The sequence below is a fragment of the Pontibacillus chungwhensis BH030062 genome, from assembly GCF_000770675.1.
GTDB lineage: Bacteria > Bacillota > Bacilli > Bacillales > BH030062 > Pontibacillus > Pontibacillus chungwhensis.
In genome coordinates this window covers 97104-119550 of the sequence record NZ_AVBG01000012.1, presented here as the reverse complement: position 1 = coordinate 119550, position 22447 = coordinate 97104, and the positions used below count along the sequence as shown (strand labels likewise).

23 protein-coding genes are annotated in these 22447 nt (G+C 38.7%); 6 read left to right on the top strand and 17 right to left on the bottom strand.

Features of this window, described 5'->3' with window-relative positions; all coding sequences use genetic code 11:
• Positions 1–85: 85 nt before the first annotated feature.
• The gene (locus N780_RS14890) at positions 86–1741 is read right to left on the bottom strand and encodes a Na/Pi cotransporter family protein (RefSeq protein ID WP_036785838.1); all 1656 of its coding nucleotides are present in this window, start codon (positions 1739–1741) and stop codon (positions 86–88) included.
• Positions 1742–1969: 228 nt separating this feature from the next.
• Here N780_RS14890 and N780_RS14885 point away from each other — a divergent pair, with 228 nt between their 5' ends.
• Positions 1970–2449, top strand: a complete 480-nt coding sequence (locus tag N780_RS14885; protein WP_052115101.1) for a DUF1189 family protein — start codon at positions 1970–1972, stop codon at positions 2447–2449.
• A gap of 32 nt (positions 2450–2481) precedes the next feature.
• Here N780_RS14885 and N780_RS14880 read toward each other — a convergent pair whose 3' ends face one another.
• The gene (locus N780_RS14880) at positions 2482–4110 is read right to left on the bottom strand and encodes a methyl-accepting chemotaxis protein (RefSeq protein WP_036785835.1); all 1629 of its coding nucleotides are present in this window, start codon (positions 4108–4110) and stop codon (positions 2482–2484) included.
• A gap of 219 nt (positions 4111–4329) precedes the next feature.
• Entirely contained in the window at positions 4330–4947 is a 618-nt protein-coding gene (locus tag N780_RS14875; protein WP_036785866.1) for an NfeD family protein, read from the bottom strand.
• Positions 4948–5082: 135 nt separating this feature from the next.
• Here N780_RS14875 and yqfZ point away from each other — a divergent pair, with 135 nt between their 5' ends.
• Positions 5083–5466 (top strand): protein YqfZ, encoded by a 384-nt coding sequence (gene yqfZ / locus N780_RS19330; RefSeq protein WP_052115100.1) that lies wholly within the window; start codon positions 5083–5085, stop codon positions 5464–5466.
• Between the two features lie 104 nt (positions 5467–5570).
• Entirely contained in the window at positions 5571–6683 is a 1113-nt protein-coding gene (ispG, locus tag N780_RS14865; RefSeq protein ID WP_036785833.1) for a flavodoxin-dependent (E)-4-hydroxy-3-methylbut-2-enyl-diphosphate synthase, read from the top strand.
• Between the two features lie 37 nt (positions 6684–6720).
• Here the strand turns inward: ispG and N780_RS20110 are convergent, their stop codons facing one another.
• Together N780_RS20110 and N780_RS14855 are read right to left on the bottom strand one after the other, a co-directional pair.
• Positions 6721–7188 (bottom strand): DUF4190 domain-containing protein, encoded by a 468-nt coding sequence (locus N780_RS20110; RefSeq protein ID WP_198135869.1) that lies wholly within the window; start codon positions 7186–7188, stop codon positions 6721–6723.
• Positions 7189–7365: 177 nt separating this feature from the next.
• Positions 7366–8073 carry a transglycosylase SLT domain-containing protein gene (locus N780_RS14855; protein WP_052115099.1) on the bottom strand — a complete coding sequence of 236 codons (708 nt, stop codon included), beginning with the start codon at positions 8071–8073 and terminating at the stop codon, positions 7366–7368.
• A 194-nt stretch (positions 8074–8267) separates the two neighbouring features.
• Between N780_RS14855 and N780_RS14850 the strand changes: the two genes are divergently transcribed.
• Positions 8268–8540, top strand: coding sequence for a DUF2624 domain-containing protein (locus N780_RS14850; protein ID WP_036785853.1), 273 nt, complete (start codon positions 8268–8270; stop codon positions 8538–8540).
• 120 nt (positions 8541–8660) lie between these two features.
• Entirely contained in the window at positions 8661–9560 is a 900-nt protein-coding gene (locus N780_RS14845; protein WP_036785831.1) for a deoxyribonuclease IV, read from the top strand.
• A 228-nt stretch (positions 9561–9788) separates the two neighbouring features.
• On the opposite strand, the gene N780_RS14840 is transcribed toward N780_RS14845, so the two are convergent.
• Positions 9789–11117, bottom strand: a complete 1329-nt coding sequence (locus tag N780_RS14840; protein ID WP_036785828.1) for a DEAD/DEAH box helicase — start codon at positions 11115–11117, stop codon at positions 9789–9791.
• Between the two features lie 206 nt (positions 11118–11323).
• Here N780_RS14840 and N780_RS14835 point away from each other — a divergent pair, with 206 nt between their 5' ends.
• Positions 11324–12271: a 4-hydroxy-3-methylbut-2-enyl diphosphate reductase gene (locus tag N780_RS14835; protein WP_036785825.1), complete on the top strand. Its 948-nt coding sequence runs from the start codon at positions 11324–11326 to the stop codon at positions 12269–12271.
• A 38-nt stretch (positions 12272–12309) separates the two neighbouring features.
• On the opposite strand, the gene N780_RS14830 is transcribed toward N780_RS14835, so the two are convergent.
• The 11 genes from N780_RS14830 to N780_RS19575 all read right to left on the bottom strand — a co-directional run bounded on the left by N780_RS14830 (position 12310) and on the right by N780_RS19575 (position 22359).
• Complete coding sequence (locus N780_RS14830) at positions 12310–12807, bottom strand: carboxymuconolactone decarboxylase family protein (RefSeq protein ID WP_036785821.1); 498 nt, start codon at positions 12805–12807, stop codon at positions 12310–12312.
• Between the two features lie 13 nt (positions 12808–12820).
• Positions 12821–13942, bottom strand: a complete 1122-nt coding sequence (locus tag N780_RS14825; RefSeq protein WP_036785818.1) for a Nif3-like dinuclear metal center hexameric protein — start codon at positions 13940–13942, stop codon at positions 12821–12823.
• Positions 13935–14645, bottom strand: coding sequence for a tRNA (adenine(22)-N(1))-methyltransferase (locus tag N780_RS14820; protein ID WP_036785815.1), 711 nt, complete (start codon positions 14643–14645; stop codon positions 13935–13937). The genes N780_RS14825 and N780_RS14820 overlap by 8 nt, the downstream gene beginning before the upstream one ends.
• A gap of 484 nt (positions 14646–15129) precedes the next feature.
• On the bottom strand, positions 15130–15510 hold the full coding sequence (gene cccA / locus N780_RS14815) for a cytochrome c550 (protein WP_036785811.1): 381 nt from the start codon (positions 15508–15510) through the stop codon (positions 15130–15132).
• Between the two features lie 101 nt (positions 15511–15611).
• Positions 15612–16148 (bottom strand): hypothetical protein, encoded by a 537-nt coding sequence (locus N780_RS14810; RefSeq protein WP_036785808.1) that lies wholly within the window; start codon positions 16146–16148, stop codon positions 15612–15614.
• A gap of 101 nt (positions 16149–16249) precedes the next feature.
• A complete protein-coding gene (gene rpoD, locus N780_RS14805) occupies positions 16250–17374 on the bottom strand; it encodes an RNA polymerase sigma factor RpoD (protein WP_036785805.1) in 1125 nt (374 codons plus the stop codon).
• A gap of 36 nt (positions 17375–17410) precedes the next feature.
• Positions 17411–19234 (bottom strand): DNA primase, encoded by a 1824-nt coding sequence (dnaG, locus tag N780_RS14800; RefSeq protein WP_036785801.1) that lies wholly within the window; start codon positions 19232–19234, stop codon positions 17411–17413.
• A 501-nt stretch (positions 19235–19735) separates the two neighbouring features.
• On the bottom strand, positions 19736–20542 hold the full coding sequence (locus N780_RS14795; protein ID WP_036785797.1) for a pyruvate, water dikinase regulatory protein: 807 nt from the start codon (positions 20540–20542) through the stop codon (positions 19736–19738).
• Between the two features lie 18 nt (positions 20543–20560).
• Positions 20561–21190, bottom strand: coding sequence for a transcriptional regulator CcpN (ccpN, locus tag N780_RS14790; RefSeq protein WP_036785795.1), 630 nt, complete (start codon positions 21188–21190; stop codon positions 20561–20563).
• 252 nt (positions 21191–21442) lie between these two features.
• Complete coding sequence (gene recO / locus N780_RS14785) at positions 21443–22186, bottom strand: DNA repair protein RecO (RefSeq protein WP_332307821.1); 744 nt, start codon at positions 22184–22186, stop codon at positions 21443–21445.
• Between the two features lie 26 nt (positions 22187–22212).
• Entirely contained in the window at positions 22213–22359 is a 147-nt protein-coding gene (locus tag N780_RS19575; protein ID WP_084599635.1) for a YqzL family protein, read from the bottom strand.
• Positions 22360–22447: the final 88 nt, after the last annotated feature.

The following is a 22447-nucleotide window of genomic DNA, read 5'->3' as shown; positions in this document are numbered from 1 at the left end:
TTTATGCCAAATTTTCTAATACCCCAACAAATATTTTAGAGCCAAAAAAGCCCAAAGCAAATGCTTCGGGCTTTTGTAAAAGGAATTAACTTTGTTTTCCGCCTAACACTTCTTCTGCAATGTTTACGGCGTGATCACCAATACGCTCTAGGTTACTAATAATGTCAACAAATACGATACCAGCAGGGCCTGTACATACTCCCTCATTCATACGAAGGATATGCTTCTTACGATAAGATCGTTCATATTGGTCAATCTGGTTTTCTTTTTGAACAACGGCAAGTGCTTCTTCACGATCCATTGTTTCTAAAGCTTTCATAGCTTGTTTTACAGTAATTAGAGTTAGGTTAATCATATCATTCAAGTCTTCTTGAGCTTGTTCTGTAAGATGCACTTTATTAGAGATCTTATAGTCAACAAGTTCAATAAGGTTCTCGAAGTGATCTCCAATACGTTCAATATCACGTACGGAATCTATAAGGGCAGAGTGTTTATGACTTTCTAATTCAGTTAGTGAATAGCTTGATAAGCTTACTAAATACTCTGTAATGTTACGGTCAAGATTGTTGATTCCTTCTTCATACTGCATAGCTTTGTTAGCATGCTTCGGACTATGATTATTCAAGTACTGACTCGTTTCCTCTAGCCCTTTATAAGCAAATTCTCCCATACGCATGACTTCTGATTTTGCTTGGTCTAATGCCAGGGATGGAGATTGTTCTACGAAGATAGGATCAAGATGCTTAGGCTTTTGATCAATCTCAACATCATCTCCAGGAATTAACTTCGTTACAATCACAGCCAATAGAGCAATGAATGGGAATTGAATCGCAGTGTTTGTAAAGTTAAAGATTCCATGAGCAAATGCAATAGTCATTGGTTCATTCAAGTCCAATTTATCTTGTAGATATGAAATGAATGGAATATATAAATTAATAATTAATAAGAAAATTGTAGTTCCGACTACGTTAAAGATTACGTGCGTAAATGCGGCGCGCTTAGCAGCAACGCTTGTACCAATTGCAGCTAGAACAGCTGTAATCGTTGTACCAATATTGTCCCCGAACAGGACTGGTAAAGCTGCGCTTAGTTCAATAGCGTCTTGTTCAAATAAACTTTGAAGAACACCAATCGTTGCGCTTGAGCTTTGGACTATCACTGTAAACAAGGTACCAATGACAACACCAAGAATAGGTTGGTCACTCATACTTACTGTTAAGTCCTGGAAAGTTTCCAAACTGCGTAATGGTTTCATTCCAGTACTCATTAGTTTCAGACCATAGAATAATGAACCAAAACCAAATACTGTTTGTCCTAAATAAGTTACTTTCTTATTCTTAAAGAAGAATAATAGTATTGCACCTACAGCTATAATCGGGAGTGCGTACTCTTTTATTTCTATTCCAATTATAAATGCGGTAACTGTAGTACCGATGTTGGCACCCATTATAACACCTATCGCTTGTCTAAGCGTCATAAAACCTGCGTTTACAAGGCCGACAGTCAACACTGTGGTCCCTGAACTGGTTTGCAAGAGGATAGTTACAATGATACCCGCCAGAACACCCATAAATGGATTCGTTGTAAATCGGTCTAAAATTTCACGCAACCGATCTCCTGCTGACTTTTGCAAGCCATCACCCATGTACTTCATTCCGAAAAGAAATATTCCAAGGCCTCCAACAAATTGAAATATTATCTCTTGAACATTTATACCTTCCACAAATATTGCTCCCCTCATCCAAGATTTTTGTCTATTTGTGTAGTTTTTTAAAACCCTCAACCATTATTAATTAAAGGTAAACGTTTTGTAAAGGTATTTCACACTAATCATTCGAAAATTTACATTAGCTTAACATTCGAGTAAAAAAACTGCTACTTTTTGTTGTTTTCTCTCCTTTTTCTATTGCTTAGGGCAAAAAGGGTTCGCTATGATAGAAATGATAAACAAAGAATAGGTGGTAGAATTATGAAATTATCCAAGCAATTTTTATATAGCCTTTATTCATTTAAACGAGTCTCAGCGTTTAGGATGTTGAAGGTTGGAAAGCCAATCGGTTATTTATTTTTCCTCACCCTCCTAACCATGATCCCTGTCCTATTAGGAATTCTGTTCGACACACGTTCCACCGCCTCTATTGGAGCCCTTCCTTTACCAGTTGAACTAACCATCTTGTATGTTATTAGTACAAGCATCAAATTTATTGACGTATCCATCCTCGCCTTTATCGGACTTGGCATCAACGCTTATCTAAAACGAAACATCCAGTATAGACATACATGGGCGCTTTCCGCTTATGCGATTACAATCCCGACTTTATTATTAGCTATCGTGGAAAACGTTGGTTTCATAATAACTGGAGATTATGTCACATACATGGCCTTATCGACTATAATCCTTTACGCTATTTTACGGTACATACCTAAACCAAAGCATAGGTCTGCATAAAAAGATCCGAAGTCTTAAGACTTCGGATCTTTTTAAATTGTTTTATTTTGGTTTTCTGCTATAGCACCAAGTTCTTGTGAAACGGAAACTAATTGATCTCTTACCTCATTCGTCTCATTCATTTGAGCTTCTTGCATTTCAGCAGCCTCAACTAATTGCTTCGCAGATAAAAGTGTTTCTTCTGTGGTTTGGTGAAATTCGATAAAGACAGACTCCATTTTTGGTAGCATCTCTTCTGCTTGTGTAACCTGGACCTTTGAATGATCTAACTTTAGATTAAATGATTCAATATAAGATGAGATTTGATCGAAGGATTCTTTTGAATGGTGAGCGTGATCTAAATGCTTTGTAAGTTGCTCGTACATCTCATGGAATTCAGAAGCTAAATAATGACTGATACCAAGTGTTTGGTTCATCTTTTCATTAATATCAAGAGCCGCTTCCTTCGAATTGTCGGCAAGTTTCCGCACCTCACCTGCCACTACGGCAAATCCTTTCCCCTCTTCACCTGCTCGTGCTGCTTCAATTGTAGCGTTTAAGGCTAATAGCTTTGTACGTTCAGCAATATCCTGAATCATCTTCCCAGCTTCTCCAATATTCACAGTATATGCTTCGAACTCATTAATTTTTGAAGTCATCTGCTTGAATCCTTCATGATACGTATCTAGTGTATCCATAATTGAAGAAACCCCTTTATTCCCTTCTTCAACTGACTTATTCATACCTTGCTGATCGTGATACATTTCATTGAAAGACTCTAAGAGGATATGTAATGAGTTTTTTAGTTTTTCAAAGACGTCGTTTTGTTCTTCAAATGCTCCTTCTGTGCCCTCAGTACCTTTAATCACCTTATGTAATTCTTTCTTCATATCAGACTGAGTTAGAGCTAACTGCTCGGAAGAGGCTGACAACTCATCATTCGTCCCCCCAAGAGAATAGACAGCAGTTTGAATGTTATCAAGCATCTCACTAATCGTATGAATGAGTTCCTGATAACTTTTAGATAACGATCGTATCTCAGGTATACTTGAGTTTACAGTATCAGGTTGAGTAAACGTTCCTTCTCTGGCTTTACGCATAACATCCTGGAGGGTTAAAAGTGGTTTAAACATCTTATTCATAAAATAGAAAACGAATATAAACACACCTATTAAACAAATAACTCCAGCCGTGAGTGAATACTTAGCTAATTGATGCACCGAATACATATAGTCCGCTACAGGTACACCTATTAAGAAAATACCTTTAAGTTCCTGTACGGATCCATAGGCAAACATATAGTCTTCACCTTTCCTAGAGGCAATACGTGAACCATTTTCTTCTGCTCTAATTTCTTCTATTAAGGAATCATTGAACGGAGCTTGATTTGACTGTTTCAATGGAAATGAATCTACCCCATCATTCGTAATTAGGTTTGCAGACGCTGAAAACCCATCTTGAACCAATTCAAATTGTTGAGATGATATATACTCCCTCATGCGTTCTTTGAAGACCTCTTCTTCCCCTACTAACGCAAACATCATATTCTCCGCATTTTCTCGTGTTACATCCACTTCACGTTCTAGTCGATCTCTAACTAATTCAAGCTGACTTTCTTTGGATTTAGAATAAGACAGCCAACTAACCAGTGATATAGAACCTAAGAAAAGGATACAGATCACTATGGATACCCTAGCTTGAAAAGAAAGCGACATCGAATGTGATCGAGGGACTGTTTTTTGTCGATCCTTAAAATTATAAGATCGTTTTCTATTGAATAATGAAAAAAGAGTAAATAATGGCACTCCTAACACCCCGTTAGAAAATATTTCTTATCCACCGAAGAGTATGCACGTTAAATATTAACGGAGTGTAAAAATGCACATAATTTAACGTAAATTTTATGTCTTTTTGACTAGGATTCTAGTCCCATCCACTTGTTCAACCACAATTTCTTCATCCTTTTCAATCCAATGACCATTTGAAACAGCGCTATATTCCTGCTCACCGATTTTAATTGTCCCAACAGGTCTTAATTGCGTGAGAGTGATTCCTGTCTGCCCACTTAAAGTCGCGTAACTTTCATTCATCGAATTGTATCCCGCTTCTGAAGAAAGCTTGTCAACGAGCGTAATCTTAGTCCACAAATCCCTTTTCGGAAATACTCTTAGAAATAATAAAGAACTGATTGCACCAATGAGCACACCACATACCCCGTAAGCTCCTGTTACCCAGTCAGGTGCACTCATACCGACTACAAGCAACATACTGATACTGCCTACCGTTGTAAGAGTACCATCATTGATGAACTTAGCATCCAAAATAATCAGAGCAAGGCTGATGACATATACAATCATCATAATAACGAACATACTTGGATCTAAATGTGTAAGAAAGTAAAACGTAATAAAGCCAATGCCAACGACACCAAAAATCCCTCTCATGTTGACTAACAATTCTCCAAATAAAAATAAAGTGCCAAGTCCCGTAATAACTAAAGCAAGCCAGGCCGCATCCATTGCAATCACAGCAAGCCCCCCTTTTCCTTCATATCTATTTAAGTATACGTTTGTTTTCATAATTTTGTTTCAAAAAGAATGGAATTTCATTTATTTGTAGAACTATTACTACAGGCCAAAAGGGAGTGAAAGTAAATGAATCCAATTCTGAAAAGAATGCTTTTCATTGTTACAATGATTTTATTTTTTGTTAGTATTGGACATGACCTGACTACAGGCACTTTTCCTAAGGAACTTGTTTCCAAAGCTGAAGATCAGGAAGCACAAGAAAATCAAGAATCAACGAAAAGCTCAGACCCTAGTATTGAACAAGAACGTTTCCGCGTTATTGAACACCGTGTCAAAGCAGGAGACACGGTCTTATCCATTATGGAGAAGATAAACAAGGATGGTCCACCAGTTACGATTGAACAAATGCTCGCCGATTTTGAGTCCATAAACAAAGGTCAAGACCCCAACACCATTAAAATGAACGAGATCTACTTATTCCCTTATTACCACAAAAACGAAAAACATTAGAAAATTTGAAGACTCGTGACTTCATATTTTTTTCTTTTGCCCTTATAATGAGTGTGGTATCTTTATAATCATGAAACATCGCATTTGTAAAAAGGAGCGATTATATGCCTATTACACACAGAAAAGATACGCGTCCTGTACGCGTAGGCGATCTTGTGATCGGTGGAAGCAATAAAGTTGTCATCCAGTCAATGACAACAACAAAGACGCATGATGTAGAAGCAACTGTTGCTGAAATCGAAAGACTAGAAGAAGCTGGTTGTCAGGTCGTCCGCGTTGCTTGCCCAGACGAGCGAGCTGCTGACGCTATTTCTGAGATAAAAAAACGAATTAACATTCCACTCGTAGTCGATATTCACTTTGACTATAAATTAGCACTGAAAGCAATTGAAGGTGGAGCTGACAAAATCCGCATTAACCCAGGTAACATCGGGAAACGTTGGAAAGTGGAAGCTGTTGTAAATGCAGCCAAAGCTAAAGGTGTACCGATTCGAATTGGTGTTAACGCAGGTTCACTTGAGAAGCGTATTTTACAGAAATATGGCTTCCCAACAGCCGAAGGTATGGTTGAAAGTGCTTTACACCATATCCAAATTTTAGAGGAATTAGACTTTCACGATATTATCGTATCGCTGAAAGCATCTGATGTACGCTTAGCTATCGATGCTTACGAAAAAGCAGCTGAGCAGATCTCTTACCCATTACACTTAGGGATTACAGAATCCGGAACACAATTTGCCGGAACTGTAAAAAGTTCTGCAGGTCTTGGCGCTATTCTTAACAAAGGAATAGGAAGTACAATGCGAATTTCCTTAAGTGCAGATCCGGTTGAAGAAGTAAAAGTGGGTCGCGAATTATTAAAATCGTTCGCCCTCGCTGATAATGCAGCTACGTTGATATCGTGCCCAACTTGTGGTCGTATTGAAATTGACTTAATTTCAATTGCCAATGAAGTGGAAGAGTACATTTCAACTATTAAGGCACCTATTAAGGTCGCCGTACTTGGGTGTGCTGTTAACGGTCCAGGGGAAGCGCGTGAAGCTGATATCGGTATCGCTGGTGCACGAGGAGAAGGATTATTATTCCGTCACGGAGAAATCATTCGAAAAGTACCTGAGGAAACCATGGTTGATGAACTTAAAAAAGAAGTCGATCGTATTGCTGAAGAGTACTTTGCCGAGAAGGCGAAGGAAGCTGCTGAAGCAGAAGCAAAATAATTCATTCAAAAAAGCTGGCCAATTGGCCAGCTTTTTTTTAAAATGGAGCAAATACAAGAGAGAGTACTACAGAAATAGCCCCAGCAACAATCGCAGTGTTCCCGAGCGTCTCTGCACCTCTTCGTCTTGCCATAAACCCAACAATAATTCCGGCAGCACCTAGAATTACTGGCATTATAAAGAAAGAGACAACTGAAAGAACAACCGCTAACCATCCCATACCGGCATGAACATCATTGTCCATATCTGATTCCTTTTCGTCGGATTTGATCGGTTCGCGAACTGTTTTAGCATCAACCGCTGCTTCTTGAGCGAACTCTACGTCTCCAGTACCCGCGTAAACTCCACCCTCAGCTACCTCAACCTCATTATAAACTTCATCATAAGATTGACCATCATCAATCTTTTTCATCTCACTCTCTTTTTCATCCCCATAGTGAGGTGCTTCTTCAACGTGTTCTTTATGATCATGGTTTTCTTTTTTATGCTGATCTTCGTATTCCATATACATCCCTCGCTTTCTGTAGAGGTGCACACTTAGCTTGTGAGAAATTAAGGAGAACTATGATGGTACATTTTGCATGAGTCAGGTTCCGATTGAAAAAACTTGAAGTCCGCGGATCTTCCACATATTTTCCTCCAAATAAAAAAGAGCCCTCTAAAGGACTCTTTCCATAAAGCGTTAAGGCGCTACAGCAACCGCGTCATGTGTTTTTGCTTTTTGTTGTATTTCAACAGCATACCAACTTTCGGCATGACCATTTTCTTCTTTATATTTTTCTAACCCTCCCATGCCACGATGGTAGGCAGTTAGAGCTTCATCCCAATTTCCATATTCATGGTGAAGATAATCAAGATAAATAAGTGATAATTGCATAGCATAATAAGGGTCAAATAGAAGTTCTTTCTTATAAGGTAAATCCCCCATATCTGCAATCCATGGTGCTGTATTTGTCATAAATTGAGCCATACCATAAGCATGTCCATATTTAGTTTCCGGTCCTACAAGGGTCGGATCAAACGTACCACCTGTTTCGACTTTTAGCAATTCATAAACAATATAAGGATTGATATCATAGCGTTTTGCTTCTCTTGCTAAATAGAGAGCCCAGGATTTCTCAAATTCTCCTTCACTTTCTGAAACCATACGGTCGGCGGTTTTTTCAAGTCCGGGCCACATGTCATATCCATTTTTCTCTTTAAACTCAGTAGGCATAGCGGTTAAGTATTGATTTTGGGATTCTAAATCTTTAACCTGCGCTTGCAGGTTTTTATTTTCTGTTTGGAGCTCTTTTGTCTGTTCTCCGTAAAAATACATAACAACAATAAAGAACAAAGTAATATATAAACAAACTAAAAGTAGCTGCACATAAGGTCTTGCACGATCCACAAAATCCCCTCCTCTTTATTTTTTTCTATATAAGTGTTGAGTCGAAAGGACCTAAACAATATTAACGACAGTTATATTGAAATGCAATAAAAACACTTCAAATCCAAATACATCCATCTTTTTAACACATTTCCTAATGAAAGCTCATAGGTTACTATGTAGAACTGCACAAATGAGGTGATGTTTTGAAAAAAGTGATCTCACAAGTAGTAAAACAAAAAATTAGAAACTTATCTGTTCATGATCTTTTAGAACAAAGCCGCGAATTCAACGTCCCCCTAACGAAAAGCCAAGCTACGGAGATTGTAGCGTTTCTAAAAAATTCAAATCTTAATCCTTTAGACGAAAAAGATCGAATGAAAGCCTTAAAAAAGTTAGCACAGATTACAGACCCCAAAACGGCTCAAAAGGTAAATAAAATATTCCAAGAAATGATTAAAGAAAACGGCCTTTCACACTGGTTTTAACGCCTTGTATATAGGCGTTTTTCTTTTTGTGTTCTATTTGACCAACAGCGCCAAGTTATTTATAGTAGTATAAGTTGCAAATAATGTATTCTTATACGTTTAATAAGGAGCTGACAAAGTATGCTAAAGCTAGGATCCCACGTTTCCATGAGTGGAAAGAAAATGCTTCTAGGCGCAAGTGAAGAGGCCGCATCTTATGGCGCTAATACATTTATGGTGTATACTGGTGCCCCTCAAAACACAAAAAGAAAAGCCATTGAAGAACTAAATATAGACGCAGGCATTGAACATATGAGTCAACATAACATCGATGAGCTGGTCGTCCACGCAGCTTATATTATCAATATAGGTAATACGGTCAAACCTCACGTATATGAGCTTGGTGTTGATTTCTTATCTAATGAGATTGAGCGCGTAGAAGCCCTGAAAAAAGCTTCTCAAATCGTACTACACCCAGGATCTCACGTCAGCCAGGGTGAAGAAGTGGGACTCAATCAAATTATTCAAGGCTTAAATGAAGTATTTGAGAATCATCCAAATACCACATGTCAAATCGCGCTTGAAACTATGGCTGGTAAAGGAAGCGAAATTGGTCGTAATTTCGAGCAAATCGCTAAAATTATCGATGGTGTCAAGCACAATGAACATTTATCTGTTTGTTTTGACACTTGTCACACACACGATGCTGGTTACGATATCGTCAACGATTTTGACGGTGTTCTCAACCACTTCGATAAAACAATAGGACTAGATCGCCTAAAAGTTCTTCACATTAATGACAGTAAGAATGAGCGCGGGGCAGGAAAAGACCGTCACGAGAATATCGGTTATGGACACATCGGATTTGATGCCTTAAATTATATCGTTCATCATCCACAACTTTCTGATCGCCCTAAGATCCTTGAAACGCCTTATGTAGGTGAAGATAAAAAGAATAAGAAACCTCCTTATCAATATGAAATTGAAAGCTTACGCAATCAAACCTTTACAGATTGGCGATCTAAATTACTACAGTCATAATAAACAAAACCATTACTTTGCTATTTGCACAAAGTGATGGTTTTTTATTTTTCCCATGCTTTTATACTAACTATCCTTTATTATGTGACTTCAAACCTATTTCGCAATATTTTTTATAAATTACACATGAGTAAGCCGTTGCTTTTAAACCACAAAATATTTAGGGGAAATTAATAAAAGCACCAAATCGCTTTAGCAATTTGGTGCTTTTTTAGCAAACATATAGAATTATTTTTTCTTATTTCGCTGCCTAGCTTTTTGTTTATTTAATTTCTTTTTAATCTGTTCTTGCTGATATTTCATTTTTTTCTTATAACCAGGCTTCACTTTTTTCGGTCGCTTTACGCGTGTCCATGCTTCTTTTTCTGTATCGTTCTCATCAATTTTACGCGTTGAACGCTGATTTCGGTCTTTAACAGGGACAAATTCACCCTTCTTAATATCATAACTATCAAACGTTAAGCCTGAGTTCTCAAGTTTTTTAATAAGAGATTCATCCGTTTCCGTGTACAGGTTAATCGCTGTACCTTCAAGACCCGCACGCGCGGTACGCCCTACACGGTGAATATAAAATTCTTCTTCTTTCGGTAGATCAGCATTGATCACGTGACTAACACCTTGGATATCGATACCACGAGCAGCAAGATCCGTAGCAACTATATATTGATAGCGCAGGTTTTTAATATCTTTGACCACACGTTTTCTCTCTCGCGGTGTTAAACCACCGTGAATGACCCCAACTTCTAAACCTTTATCCATCAGCTCTCGCGCTAATTCATTTGCTCTTTCTTTCTTATTGGCAAATATAATAGCCAAATAAGGATGGATGAGCTTTGTAATATTCATAATCATATCTGCTTTGTCTCTATGGCGAAGTGGGATGAGACGATGCTCCATTTTCTCAGGAGAGGGCTTATCTTCATCAGCTTGAATATAGGTTGGATTCTCCAAGTACTTCTTCAAGAATGGCTTTAATTTTATAGGGATCGTCGCAGAAAAGACGAGTAGCTGTAAATCGGCTTGCATACGAACAAGCACCTGATCGACATCTTCAATAAAACCTAAATCAAACATCAGATCCGTTTCATCAATGACGAAAGAAGAGGCTGTATACACATCAAGAGCTTCTTCCTGCACCATATCAAGGATACGCCCTGGCGTACCGACTATGATTTGAGGCTGATCTTTTAATTTGTCTATTGTTTTCTGTTTATCAGTGCCACCAATTAGAAGCTTCGCTTTTAGATCATCGCCATGTTCAGATAGCTGCACCATTTTACGAACTTCATCATAAATTTGAGTCGCTAACTCCCTTGTTGGAGCTGTGATCACGGTTTGTACTTCTTTACGGGAAACATCTATTCCATTTAGTAAAGGGATGAGGTAAGAATGAGTCTTCCCTGACCCTGTATGTGATTGTCCAATTAAACTTTCTCCTCTTAAAACAGAAGGGATTACTTTCTTTTGAATCGGTGTAGGCTCATGGAAACCTAACTGATCCACCATATCAATCATCTCTTTCGTAAGAGCCATTGATTTAAATGTTTGAACTGTCATATTCGTACTCCTTTACGATCGCTGTTGCTTTCTCATTATAGTAGAGTTCTCTCTATTATACCATCTTTACTCCTGCAACACTTAAGGATTTTTAAAGGGTTCTATCTCAAAGAATGGTCTAACTTTGTATTCTGCCCCATTTCCCTTTATAATATGAGGGAGATATGATATTTTCGAACTCAAGAGGAGTAAGAGGGGGAACAAAGATGGAAGTCATTAAAATAGCTCCAAGAGGCTATTGTTACGGAGTAGTTGACGCTATGGTCATAGCTCGTAATGCCTCTAAGGATCCAAACTTACCTCGTCCTTTATATATTTTAGGTATGATTGTTCACAATCAGCACGTAACAGATGCATTTGAGAACGAAGGCGTTGTAACGTTAGATGGTAAAAATCGTTTAGATTTATTAGAAGATATTCATGAGGGAACTGTCATTTTCACCGCTCATGGTGTATCACCTGAAGTGAAAAAGCGGGCCGAAGAAAAAGGGCTAACCGTCCTTGATGCTACATGCCCTGATGTAACACGAACGCATGACTTAATTCGTGAGATGGTAGCCGAAAATTATGAAATTGTTTATATAGGCAAACGAGGCCACCCGGAGCCTGAAGGTGCTGTCGGAGTTGCTCCAGACCATGTGCACCTCATTCAAAATGAAGAGGATATTGAGAACCTCACACTAACGAGTGAGAAAGTACTTGTTACCAATCAGACAACCATGAGTCAATGGGACGTCTATGACATTATGGAAAAAGTAAAAGAAAAATACCCTCAAACCGAAATCCATCAAGAAATCTGTATGGCTACTCAAGTACGCCAGGAAGCAGTAGCAGAACAGGCAGGAGAGGCTGACCTTACTCTTGTAGTAGGTGATCCAAGAAGTAACAACTCTTGCCGTCTGCAACAAGTATCTGAAGAGAAAGCAGGAACCACCGCTTATCGAATAGCTGATGTCAGTGAAATCGAACTTGATTGGTTGGATGGTGTTGAAACCGTTGCGATTACAGCAGGTGCTTCTACACCAACTCCACTAGTTAAAGAAGTGATCCGATTTATCGAAAGCTTCGATCCTTCAAATGAAGAGACATGGGACCGTACTTCTAAAGTGGAGCAGCGTAAAATCCTCCCTAAAGTAAAAACGAAGAAGACCTAACCAAAAAAGGATGCCCATTACGGCATCCTTTTTTAATCTCACAAACCAAGACCTATTGATATTTGATTTGTGTAACTTGTATAAGCAATTACATGATTCAATTCTACGATCTCTTTATCAGATAACCCTGCATCTTGTAACGCCTCTACATCTTCTTTTTTAACTTGAACAGGCTTAACGACTAGCTTCGATGCATATCTCAGCATCAATGTTAATGGTTGATCAAAATGACCTTCTTCAAAGGAAGAAAGCTTCGATAGTATATCCCCATCTCCTGTAAGCTCTATTAGCAACTGACTATGACTGTCCTTACAAAATTCACAACCATTTTGCATAGAGACATAAGTAATCAGCGTTTCTCTTTGAATATCTGTTAAAAATGTTTCCTTAACAGCTCGTTGCACAGGTGTGAACGCTTCTAATAGTGATGGGCTTTTCGCAATGAGTCTGTTAAACAAAGGCAGTGGTTGTTCTAAATCCTTTAGTGCTTCTATTTGTTTAACTTCTGCTTGCTTAGCCGGTTTAATCCAAGGCATTTAACAACCCCCTTTACATAAATTGAAATGGCTCTGTATGAGCTTTTGAAATCATTACATCTGTTGATATTTGTTTTTGTTCAAATTTTTCCTTAAGAAAATCATGAACAGTTCTCTTCATTACTTTCTCAACATGATGGCCAGGATCTATAACATTTAACCCCATTCCAAGAGCATCATGTGCCACATGAAAATATAAATCGCCTGTTACAAATACATCTGCTCCCTTACGCTTAGCGGCAGAAATATATTTGTTCCCATCTCCTCCTAAGACTGCAACATTCTTCACCATTTTCTTCTTATCCCCAACCAAACGTAAAGCTGGTACATCAAAGGCATCTTTCACCCGTTCCGCAAATGACTCAAGTGTCATAGGTTCATCTAGTTCTGCCATACGGCCAAGCCCTTTCTTTTCCCCTTGTAGTTCAAGAGGGTATACATCATATGCTACTTCTTCGTAAGGGTGGGCTTGATCCATGGCTTTTAGGACTGTCTTTAATACTGACTGCGGAACGATTGTTTCCATGCGCACTTCATCAACTTTTTCTATTTCTCCTTCTGTACCTAGGTAAGGGTCAGCGCCCTCTTCCGGTTTAAATGCCCCAATCCCTGGCGTTTGGAAAGTACAGTGACTGTAGTTACCGATATGTCCCGCTCCAGCGTCCCCTAGCGCTTCTCTCACTTCGTTCTCATGAGTTTGCGGGACAAATACTACAACTTTATAAAGGCGCTCTCTTTCTGTTTCAATTAGTACATCTTTAACATTTACTCCTAATGCTTCACACATGGCATCATTAACGCCTCCCCATGCTACATCCAAGTTCGTATGAGCAGCGTAAACGGTTATATCATGTTTAATAAGTTTTTGAACAATCCGACCTTTTTCATTATCTGGACTCACTTGTTTTAAGGGTTTAAAGAGCAATGGATGGTGAGCTATGATTAAATCAACATTATTCTCTATAGCTTCATCAACTACGCTCTCTAATACGTCTAAAGTGACCATGACCTTGTTAACCTTCTTATTTAATGTTCCTACATGAAGTCCAACAGGGTCTCCTTCAAAGGCTAATTGCTTAGGGCTCCACTCTTCGAACCATTTGATAATATCTTGACCTGTTGCTACTTTACTCATTTGTGATCTCCTCCTGTATCCAATTATATTGGGTTTCGAATTCTTTCACTTTATCGAGATCTGGTTGCTTCGCCTGTTTCATTTGGTTTAAGACAAACTGTAATTTGTCAGCTTCCCCTTGCCATTTAGAAATAAACGGTTCCGACTGTTCTTTTCGCAAAAACGGACCGAATAGAAGCTCTTTTTCACGGTCTATCCCGTAGGGCTTCCAAGGAGTATCACTACGATCTCCTATTAAGACTTCATAGATATGTCCATCTTCTTCAATGATCGTCTCTTCAATAAGCTCATATCCATTATGTAAGAACCATAAACGGACGATTTGAGCATCCAAGTTGGGCTGGGCGATAATTCTTTGCACCTTTCCTAACTTTTCCTTTCCTTCTTCTAGGATGGCTTTAATCAACTTCCCACCCATTCCTGCAATCGTTACAACTTCGACTTCATCCTCACTTAATACTGCAAGGCCGTTCCCTTTTCTGACTGTTACTTTATCATTTAATTGTTGCTTGTTAATATGTCTCTGAGCTGACTGATATGGACCATCATTCACCTCTCCGGCAATGGCTCGAGCATCTGGGTCCCGCTCGCACACATAAGCAGGCAAATAAGCATGGTCTGAACCAATATCTGCAAATGTAGCCCCTTTGTATATAAATGAGGCTACCGCTTTTAATCTTCTCGAAAGTTCTGTTTGTTTCATTTATCTCACCACTTTACTGAAATCTATTAATAGTCTTACCACACCACGCACAAAAAGTACAAGACATTTTCTAGGTTGGCTTCTCTTCCGAGAGAAAACGATCCCAGTCAAGGTGTTCCATATAAGCTCCCATATATGGAACAATCGAAGATGAGATATTTCAGCTGAAAGGGACCGTTATGTTTGATGAGTGGTTGGGCTTGCTCGGGGACTGCGAGACTCCCGTGGTCAGAAGAGCCTAGGTGAGCCTCCTTAGCCGGCGTCCCGGCTGAGGAGGCTCACCAGCTCCCCAAAGGAAAGCAAGTGGTTTCCAGGCCCACCTTACACCGTACTAAAGCTAACGGAAACATTCTCTCATCTTCGAGTGTTCAAAATTACTGCCCATATCATTAGCGGGGGCTAAGAGTAGGTTGCGTATGTTTGATATCTTATCATCTATAAAAAGAAAAGCCTTCTGCTAAGGCAGAAGGCTTTCCTTCATTTGTTATTTCTTTTCAGATAGCCATTTTGATACAGCTTCTGTCTTTTCAGCATTCAAGTTCTGAGCAGGCATACCGCCTTGACCATTTTGAATAATCCCTTTGATATCTTCTTTGGAAAGCTTACTACCGATGGTTTGTAGGTTAGGTCCTACTTGACCTGATAGATCTTGCCCGTGACATCCTGCACACGTCTGAGAGTAAATTTCTTCAGGATTAGCAGCACTTGCTTCGCCGCCACCTTCTTCAGCTGTTTTCTCCCCTTCGCCTTCTTTACCTTCCCCCGCTTGATCCATTTGGTTTAATCCTACAAAACCAATAATAATCATAAGGGTTATACCAAGTACAGCAATTAAAGCATAAGGCATAACTGGGTTTCGTTTCATGCTTATTTCCTCCTTATGTAATCCCCATTTCCACGGTTAGGACAAACTACATATATTTTACTTGAAAACGCTACTATAGAAAAGGGAAAAAGATGTTAAATCTAAAAAAAGATAAACAATAACCACATTACAAAGCCTATAATACCTGAAGCAATTAGGTAAAATACTTTCTTCCAAACTCCTATAAAAATCCATAATATGCAATTAATTAAGATTGTTATATGGAGCAGAACCATTTGTTGAGCTTTCATTTGTACTACATAAACAGAAAATATAAATACAATTAATAAAAAAACAATGATTGCGATATGTACATAGATGGAGTTAGCCTTTTTAAAATACCAATATCCAAGTGCACTAAAGGTTAAAAAAATTAAATGTAAACCCGTTTGCATTAGCATGGATATTTCAGTAAAATAAATGACAAGAAACGAACTCGGAAGAAGCGATAACAGAATCATAGCACAGACGAAAGTGAACCACGACTTATACGGAAACGCTTTCTTATCTGACGATCTATCTTCTTCTCCTTCAGTATATAAAGCAAGCAAAAAGTCGCAATATTCCTTAGGAAGCAACTGATGGTTTTTCCAGTAATGAATTTCATTTACAATAACTTGTTTCCGTGTGTCTTCCAATACGCTTCACCCCTTGAGACTCAAGGATAAAAAATACACAGCCACTGTGCACCCTATTAGGTACACAATGACTGAGTTGTATATGGCATTATCAATTTACTCTATTCCAAGAAATCCTTTAATCGTTTGCTACGACTAGGGTGACGTAATTTACGAAGTGCTTTCGCTTCAATTTGACGGATGCGTTCACGTGTAACGCCAAATACTTTCCCGACTTCTTCAAGTGTTCGTGTACGGCCATCGTCCAGGCCAAAGCGTAAGCGAAGTACGTTCTCCTCACGGTCCGTTAATGTGTCAAGAACATCTTCTAATTGCTCCTTCAGCAACTCATAAGCTGCATGGTCAGATGGTGATGTAGCTTCTTGGTCTTCAATGAAATCTCCTAAGTGAGAGTCATCTTCTTCACCAATAGGCGTTTCTAATGACACAGGTTCCTGAGCAATTTTCAAGATTTCTCTTACTTTATCAGGCGTGAGTTCCATTTCTTCAGCAATTTCTTCAGGAATCGGCTCGCGACCAAGATCTTGAAGCAATTGACGTTGCACACGAATTAATTTGTTAATGGTCTCGACCATATGAACTGGGATACGAATTGTACGAGCTTGGTCTGCAATAGCACGTGTAATTGCCTGACGTATCCACCATGTTGCATACGTACTAAATTTGTAACCCTTGCGATAATCGAATTTTTCAACGGCCTTAATAAGTCCCATGTTACCTTCTTGAATCAAATCAAGGAACAACATGCCTCTTCCCACATAACGTTTCGCAATACTTACTACAAGACGAAGGTTAGCTTCAGCTAAACGCCTTTTAGCTTCTTCATCCCCGTCTTCTATACGCTGCGCCAGATTGATTTCTTCTTCAGCTGACAATAGGTCCACACGACCAATTTCTTTTAAATACATACGTACAGGGTCATTGATCTTCACACCAGGTGGGACGCTTAAATCGTTTAAATCAAACTCTTCTTCCTTATCCAGCTGTTTCATGCTTGGATCTGCTTCAGAGTCACCGATTATTTCAACACCCTGGTCACTTAAATATTCATAAAATTCATCCATGGCTTCTGAATCTAGCTCATAACTGGATAAGCGCTCAGCTACTTCTTCATAAGCTAAAATACCACGCTTCTTCCCTAATTCAAGCACCTGTTCCTTCGCCTGTTCTAGGGTTAGCTCATTCTCTGTTGATTTCGAACTTGATGGCTGCTTTTGCTCTGCCATGAGTCCCCCTCCTTCCAAACTTCCTTCTATACCAAACTATTGAGATTTTAACTGCTTCTTCAACTCAATGATCCTCATTGCAATTTGCGCTGCTTTCACTGGATCATTTTGGCGTTCAGCTTCTTTCTGCTCCAGTTCAAGCGATGAAATGCTTTCCTGTTCGCTTCTCTTGTTAGAGATGACACGTATATAATCATTGACTTCCGCATCACTAAGGTCAGGTTGAAGCTTTAACATAGCAATTTCACTTACTAAACTTTGTAGTGAAGCATCTGGTAATTGTTCAATAAACTGCCCAGGATTGGCTTCATACCCTTCTTCGTAGTAAGCGTAAAGATATGTCACAATGACTTGATGCTCATTTAAATTAAAAGCTCCGCCCAATTGTTCCTGTACCTTATAAGACACAGAAGCATCATGCATCATATAATAGATCAATTGCCGCTCAGCATTATGAAATGCTGGAAGCAATTTCTGTTTCTTTCTAGAAGTTTCTTTGTAATTATTAGTATAGCTAGTCTCAGAATTCTTATCCTTATCAAGCCCTTGCTTTTTTCGGCGGTTTATGATTTCTTGTTCTAAAACATCTATTGAAAGATCATATTCGCCCGCTAGTTCTCTAAGATAATGATCCCTCTCTAGTGGTTTACTGATTTTAGAGACCTCATCTAACACACGTTCGATGTATTGGATCCGATCTCCTTCATTTTTTAAATTAAACCCTTGTTTCAAGTGGTTTATCATAAATCCCATATACGTCACAGCTGCATCTAGTACATGTTTTCGAAAGCTTTCACTTCCGTGTGACCGTATATATTCATCAGGATCTGATCCTTCTTTCATTTGTGCTATTCGTACATCACACCCTACTTTTTTCAGTAGGTTAGCAGCTTTATAAGATGCATCTTGGCCTGCTTTGTCAGCATCATAGCACACAACCACCCGTTCCACGTACCTGCGTATTAACTTAGCTTGTGGCTCCGAGATAGCTGTACCTAATGTGGCTATTCCATGTTTAATACCACCTTGGTAAGCAGATATAACATCCATTTGTCCTTCAAATAAGACGACTTCGTTTTGTTTTCGTATCTCTGAACGAGCTAAATCGAAATTATAAAGTAACTTCCCTTTTTGGAATAAATCCGTCTCTGGGCTATTTAAGTATTTAGGCTCGCCACCATTTACGCTACGTCCACTAAATGCAACCGTCTTTCCTTGATGGTTTCGAATGGGAAAAATAACTCTACCTCTAAAACGGTCACCGTAATGACCATCTTCTCGATATGAGAGCAAGCCTCCTTTAACCATCGTTTGAGGATGGAATCCTTTGTTCTCTAAAAATTTCATTGTAAATTCTTTAGAGTTTGGAGCGAATCCTAACTGAAAAGCATCAATCACTTCATCAGATAGGCCTCTCTCTTTCAGATGCTCATATCCATCTTTACCTTCTTTTGTATGTTGCAACAAATGATGGTACAATTTAGTTAACCAGCCATGCGCCTCAAGGAGTGTTTGGTTCTCTTGATGCTTTGGATCAGATTGATCTTCATCACCAGTATCCTGTTCTGGTACATGATGGCCACTTTTATCAGCAAGAATACGGATCGCTTCCTGAAAGGAAACGCCTTCGATCTCGCGAATAAAGGTGAGAACATTCCCACCCTTTCCGCATCCAAAGCAATGAAAAATTTGCTTATCGGAAGAAACGGAAAAAGAAGGAGTTTTCTCATTATGAAAAGGACAAAGGCCGAAGTAATTCCGACTTTTCTTTGTAAGTTGAACGTATTCACCGACAACATCTACAATGTCGTTGGAGTTTCTAATCTCCTCGATGATATTTTCTGGAATGCGGTTAGACATACAATCACCATGTTTACTTTTTATTCTAGAAGGAGCATAAAATCCCTTCAATATTCGACAAGATTTTTCAAGTCTTGCATAAAAACCCCACTAATACTAAGGTCATACAATCATTTAGTTATCCATTCGCTATATAAAAGGCGAGATTATGATGACCTCCACGTTACTTTAGAACTAAGAGACTCCCACATAGGGATCTTTCGACAATTCCTAGAAGAATGCCGGCTATAGTCATGTATTCTACATTCCTGTCAGGATTCCTTCCCTAAGAATATAAGTTTTAACTTTCTGAAAAGTCATTCCTTCTACTCAAATTACGGGACATAGCATTCATTCCCCACTATTTCCTTACGCAAACCATAGAAACATTTTTTCACAAAATACAATTATAATACAACAAAGATTGAATTACCACGATTTTTTTATTTAATAAGCGGATATATTTACACTAAAACGTCATAAATGCAAGAGAAAACACAGGCGCTCAACCTGTGTTTTGTTTTACGATTTAGAATGGATACGATTAAGAATCGTATTGGCAGTCTCTTCTACAGCTTTATTTGAAACGTTAATTACATCACACTGTATACGATCAACTACAGAATTAAAGTGTTCTAACTCATGATGGATGCGTTCCATATTAGCATAAGTCGCTTGGTCATCCAATCCTAAAGCTTTCAAACGCTCTTTTCGTATATCATTTAACTTCTCAGCGCTGATTTTTAAACCAATACACTTCGAAGGGTTTACTTTAAAGAGCTCTTCAGGTGGGTCGACTTCAGGAACGATAGGAACGTTGGCTACCTTCAAGCGCTTATGTGCCAAGTACTGAGATAGTGGAGTCTTAGATGTTCGCGAAACGCCTATTAGAACAACATCTGCTTTTAAGATTCCTCTTGGGTCTCTACCATCGTCATATTTCACAGCAAATTCAATGGCTTCGACACGTTTAAAATAATCTTCATCCAACTTGTGCACTAAACCAGGTTCTAAACGCGGCTTCTTTCCGTATTGTTTTTCAATTTGGTCAATAAAAGGACCTATTATATCAATTGCTGTTACACCATTCTCTTTAGCTTCCTGCAATAAGTATTCTCGGAACTCAGGAATGACTAGTGTGAAACCAATCATTGCCTCGTGATCTCTTGCTTGAAGTACAGCTTCTTTCAAAGTAGCTTTATCTTCAATATAGGGAATGCGTTGGATTTCAAAATTACTATTATTAAATTGACTTATAGAAGCTTTCACAACTAATTCAGCTGTCTCTCCTACTGAATCTGATACAACATATACAATTGGTTTGCCCATTCTTTCCCCTCCTCACATTTAGATCCGTTCATCACGACCTAGTTCAACCAATGCTTTGGTTAAATTCGTTTTTGTTAGTCGTCCAATGACTTCATAACCGTCCTCGTCATTTTTCACCACTGGTAGTGCATCGATCTGCTTGTCGATTAGCATTTGGCCTGCTTCTAACAGTAAATCCTCTTTATAACAAATCGTAACATTAGGCATCCTTGTCATTATAATATGAACGGGAATCTCTCGTAAATCCTGATTCCCTATACTTGCGCGCAGTAAATCTTTACGAGATAAAACGCCTACTAACTTAGCATGATCATTCACCACAAAGAGAGTTCCGACATCTTCTAAAAACATGGTGCATATCGCATCATAAACGGAAACATTCTCATGCACGACAACAGGGATAGATTGAAACTCCTGAACTTTAAACTTTTTTAATTTCTCGGTAAGAAGCTCAGATCCCGTCTTGCCGGTATAAAAATAACCAACTCTTGGTCTTGCATCTAAATAACCCGCCATTGTCAGTATAGCTAAGTCAGGACGTAAGGTCGCTCTTGTTAAACTCAGGCGCTCTGCTATATTTTCACCCGTAATCGGTCCGTTTTCTTTCACAATCTCAATAATGTGTTCTTGCCGCTGTGTTAAATCCACCTTTTCACCACCTATTACTATGTGTCATACTATTTTAAATATTATATCTCATTTTAGAGCGAGTGGGAAGAACTGTCCTTTTTGGACAACCTAAAGAAGAGCAAAAGGTTTTAAGAAATCATAACCCTTTAAAAGTGAAAAACCTCGTCCCTATACCTCTAACACTGAGGGATAAAGACGAGTGATCTTCATGATTATTCATTATGCGCTTAGCTAGAATACTGAACGGTACTTAAAATGTCAAACATTACGTTACTCTTTCAACCAGTCCAGCTGATTTAAGAATTTCTTTGATTTCAGATAATACCCACCGTAACGATCATAATATTCGGATATCATTTGTTTAAGTCTGTCCTTATTCTCTTGTTTAACGGATATGTTCCCAACTCTTGTCACATCGACCTCTAGACAAATACGCAGTAACTTTAAAAGATTTGGCGCAAGTCCGTAGGAGTGGGAATCTAAATGGCGGCATCTCATACATAAGATCCCCCCTTCTTGCACAGAAAAAGAAAAAGGCTCTTCTTCAGACCCACAATTCACGCATCGGTGAACTTCAGGTGCGAAGCCGCCTTTACGAAACATCTTCATCTCATACATAAAGAGCAAAATATCTAGATCTTTATCTTCTGTAATCCAAATAAATGTTTGTAAAAGCTGCTGAAACAAAAACGGATCTGGCTTGTTTTGCTCCTGCAGCTTATCAGTTAGTTCTGCCATATAAGAAGCATATGCCGTTTTAACAATATCTTCTCTAATGGAACGTAAGGAATACAGCACCTCTCCTTGTTGCAAAGTTCCCATATTGGAGCCCATTTGTACAAGAAAAGATGCATACACGAACGGTTGGGTGATGGCAGTTAAACGACTTTTAGGTTTTTTTGCACCTCTAGCCATCACTGCAATTTTACCCTTTTCTCGCGTGAACAAGGTGACAATTTTATTCGTTTCCCCGTAATCACCTGTCCGTATTACAATCCCCTCTACCTTTTCCAACAATTCAACTCACCTAACTTCTTTCTCTACAACTGTCGATCAAATTCTGCATAGTCTTCATTGTGTTCCCTAGCTTCTGAACCTTGACTATCAGTCGTTTCCAATTCCTTCAATAATAAATAGGTTTCAATGTTTCCTGTTTGACTAAAAACCTTCCAAGTAAAGTCTCGCACAAGAAACCCCACCTTTCTATTGGATTAAGAAAATGTATGATTGATCTTAGATTGACCGTAAACGGAGACCCTCATGTACCTTAATATT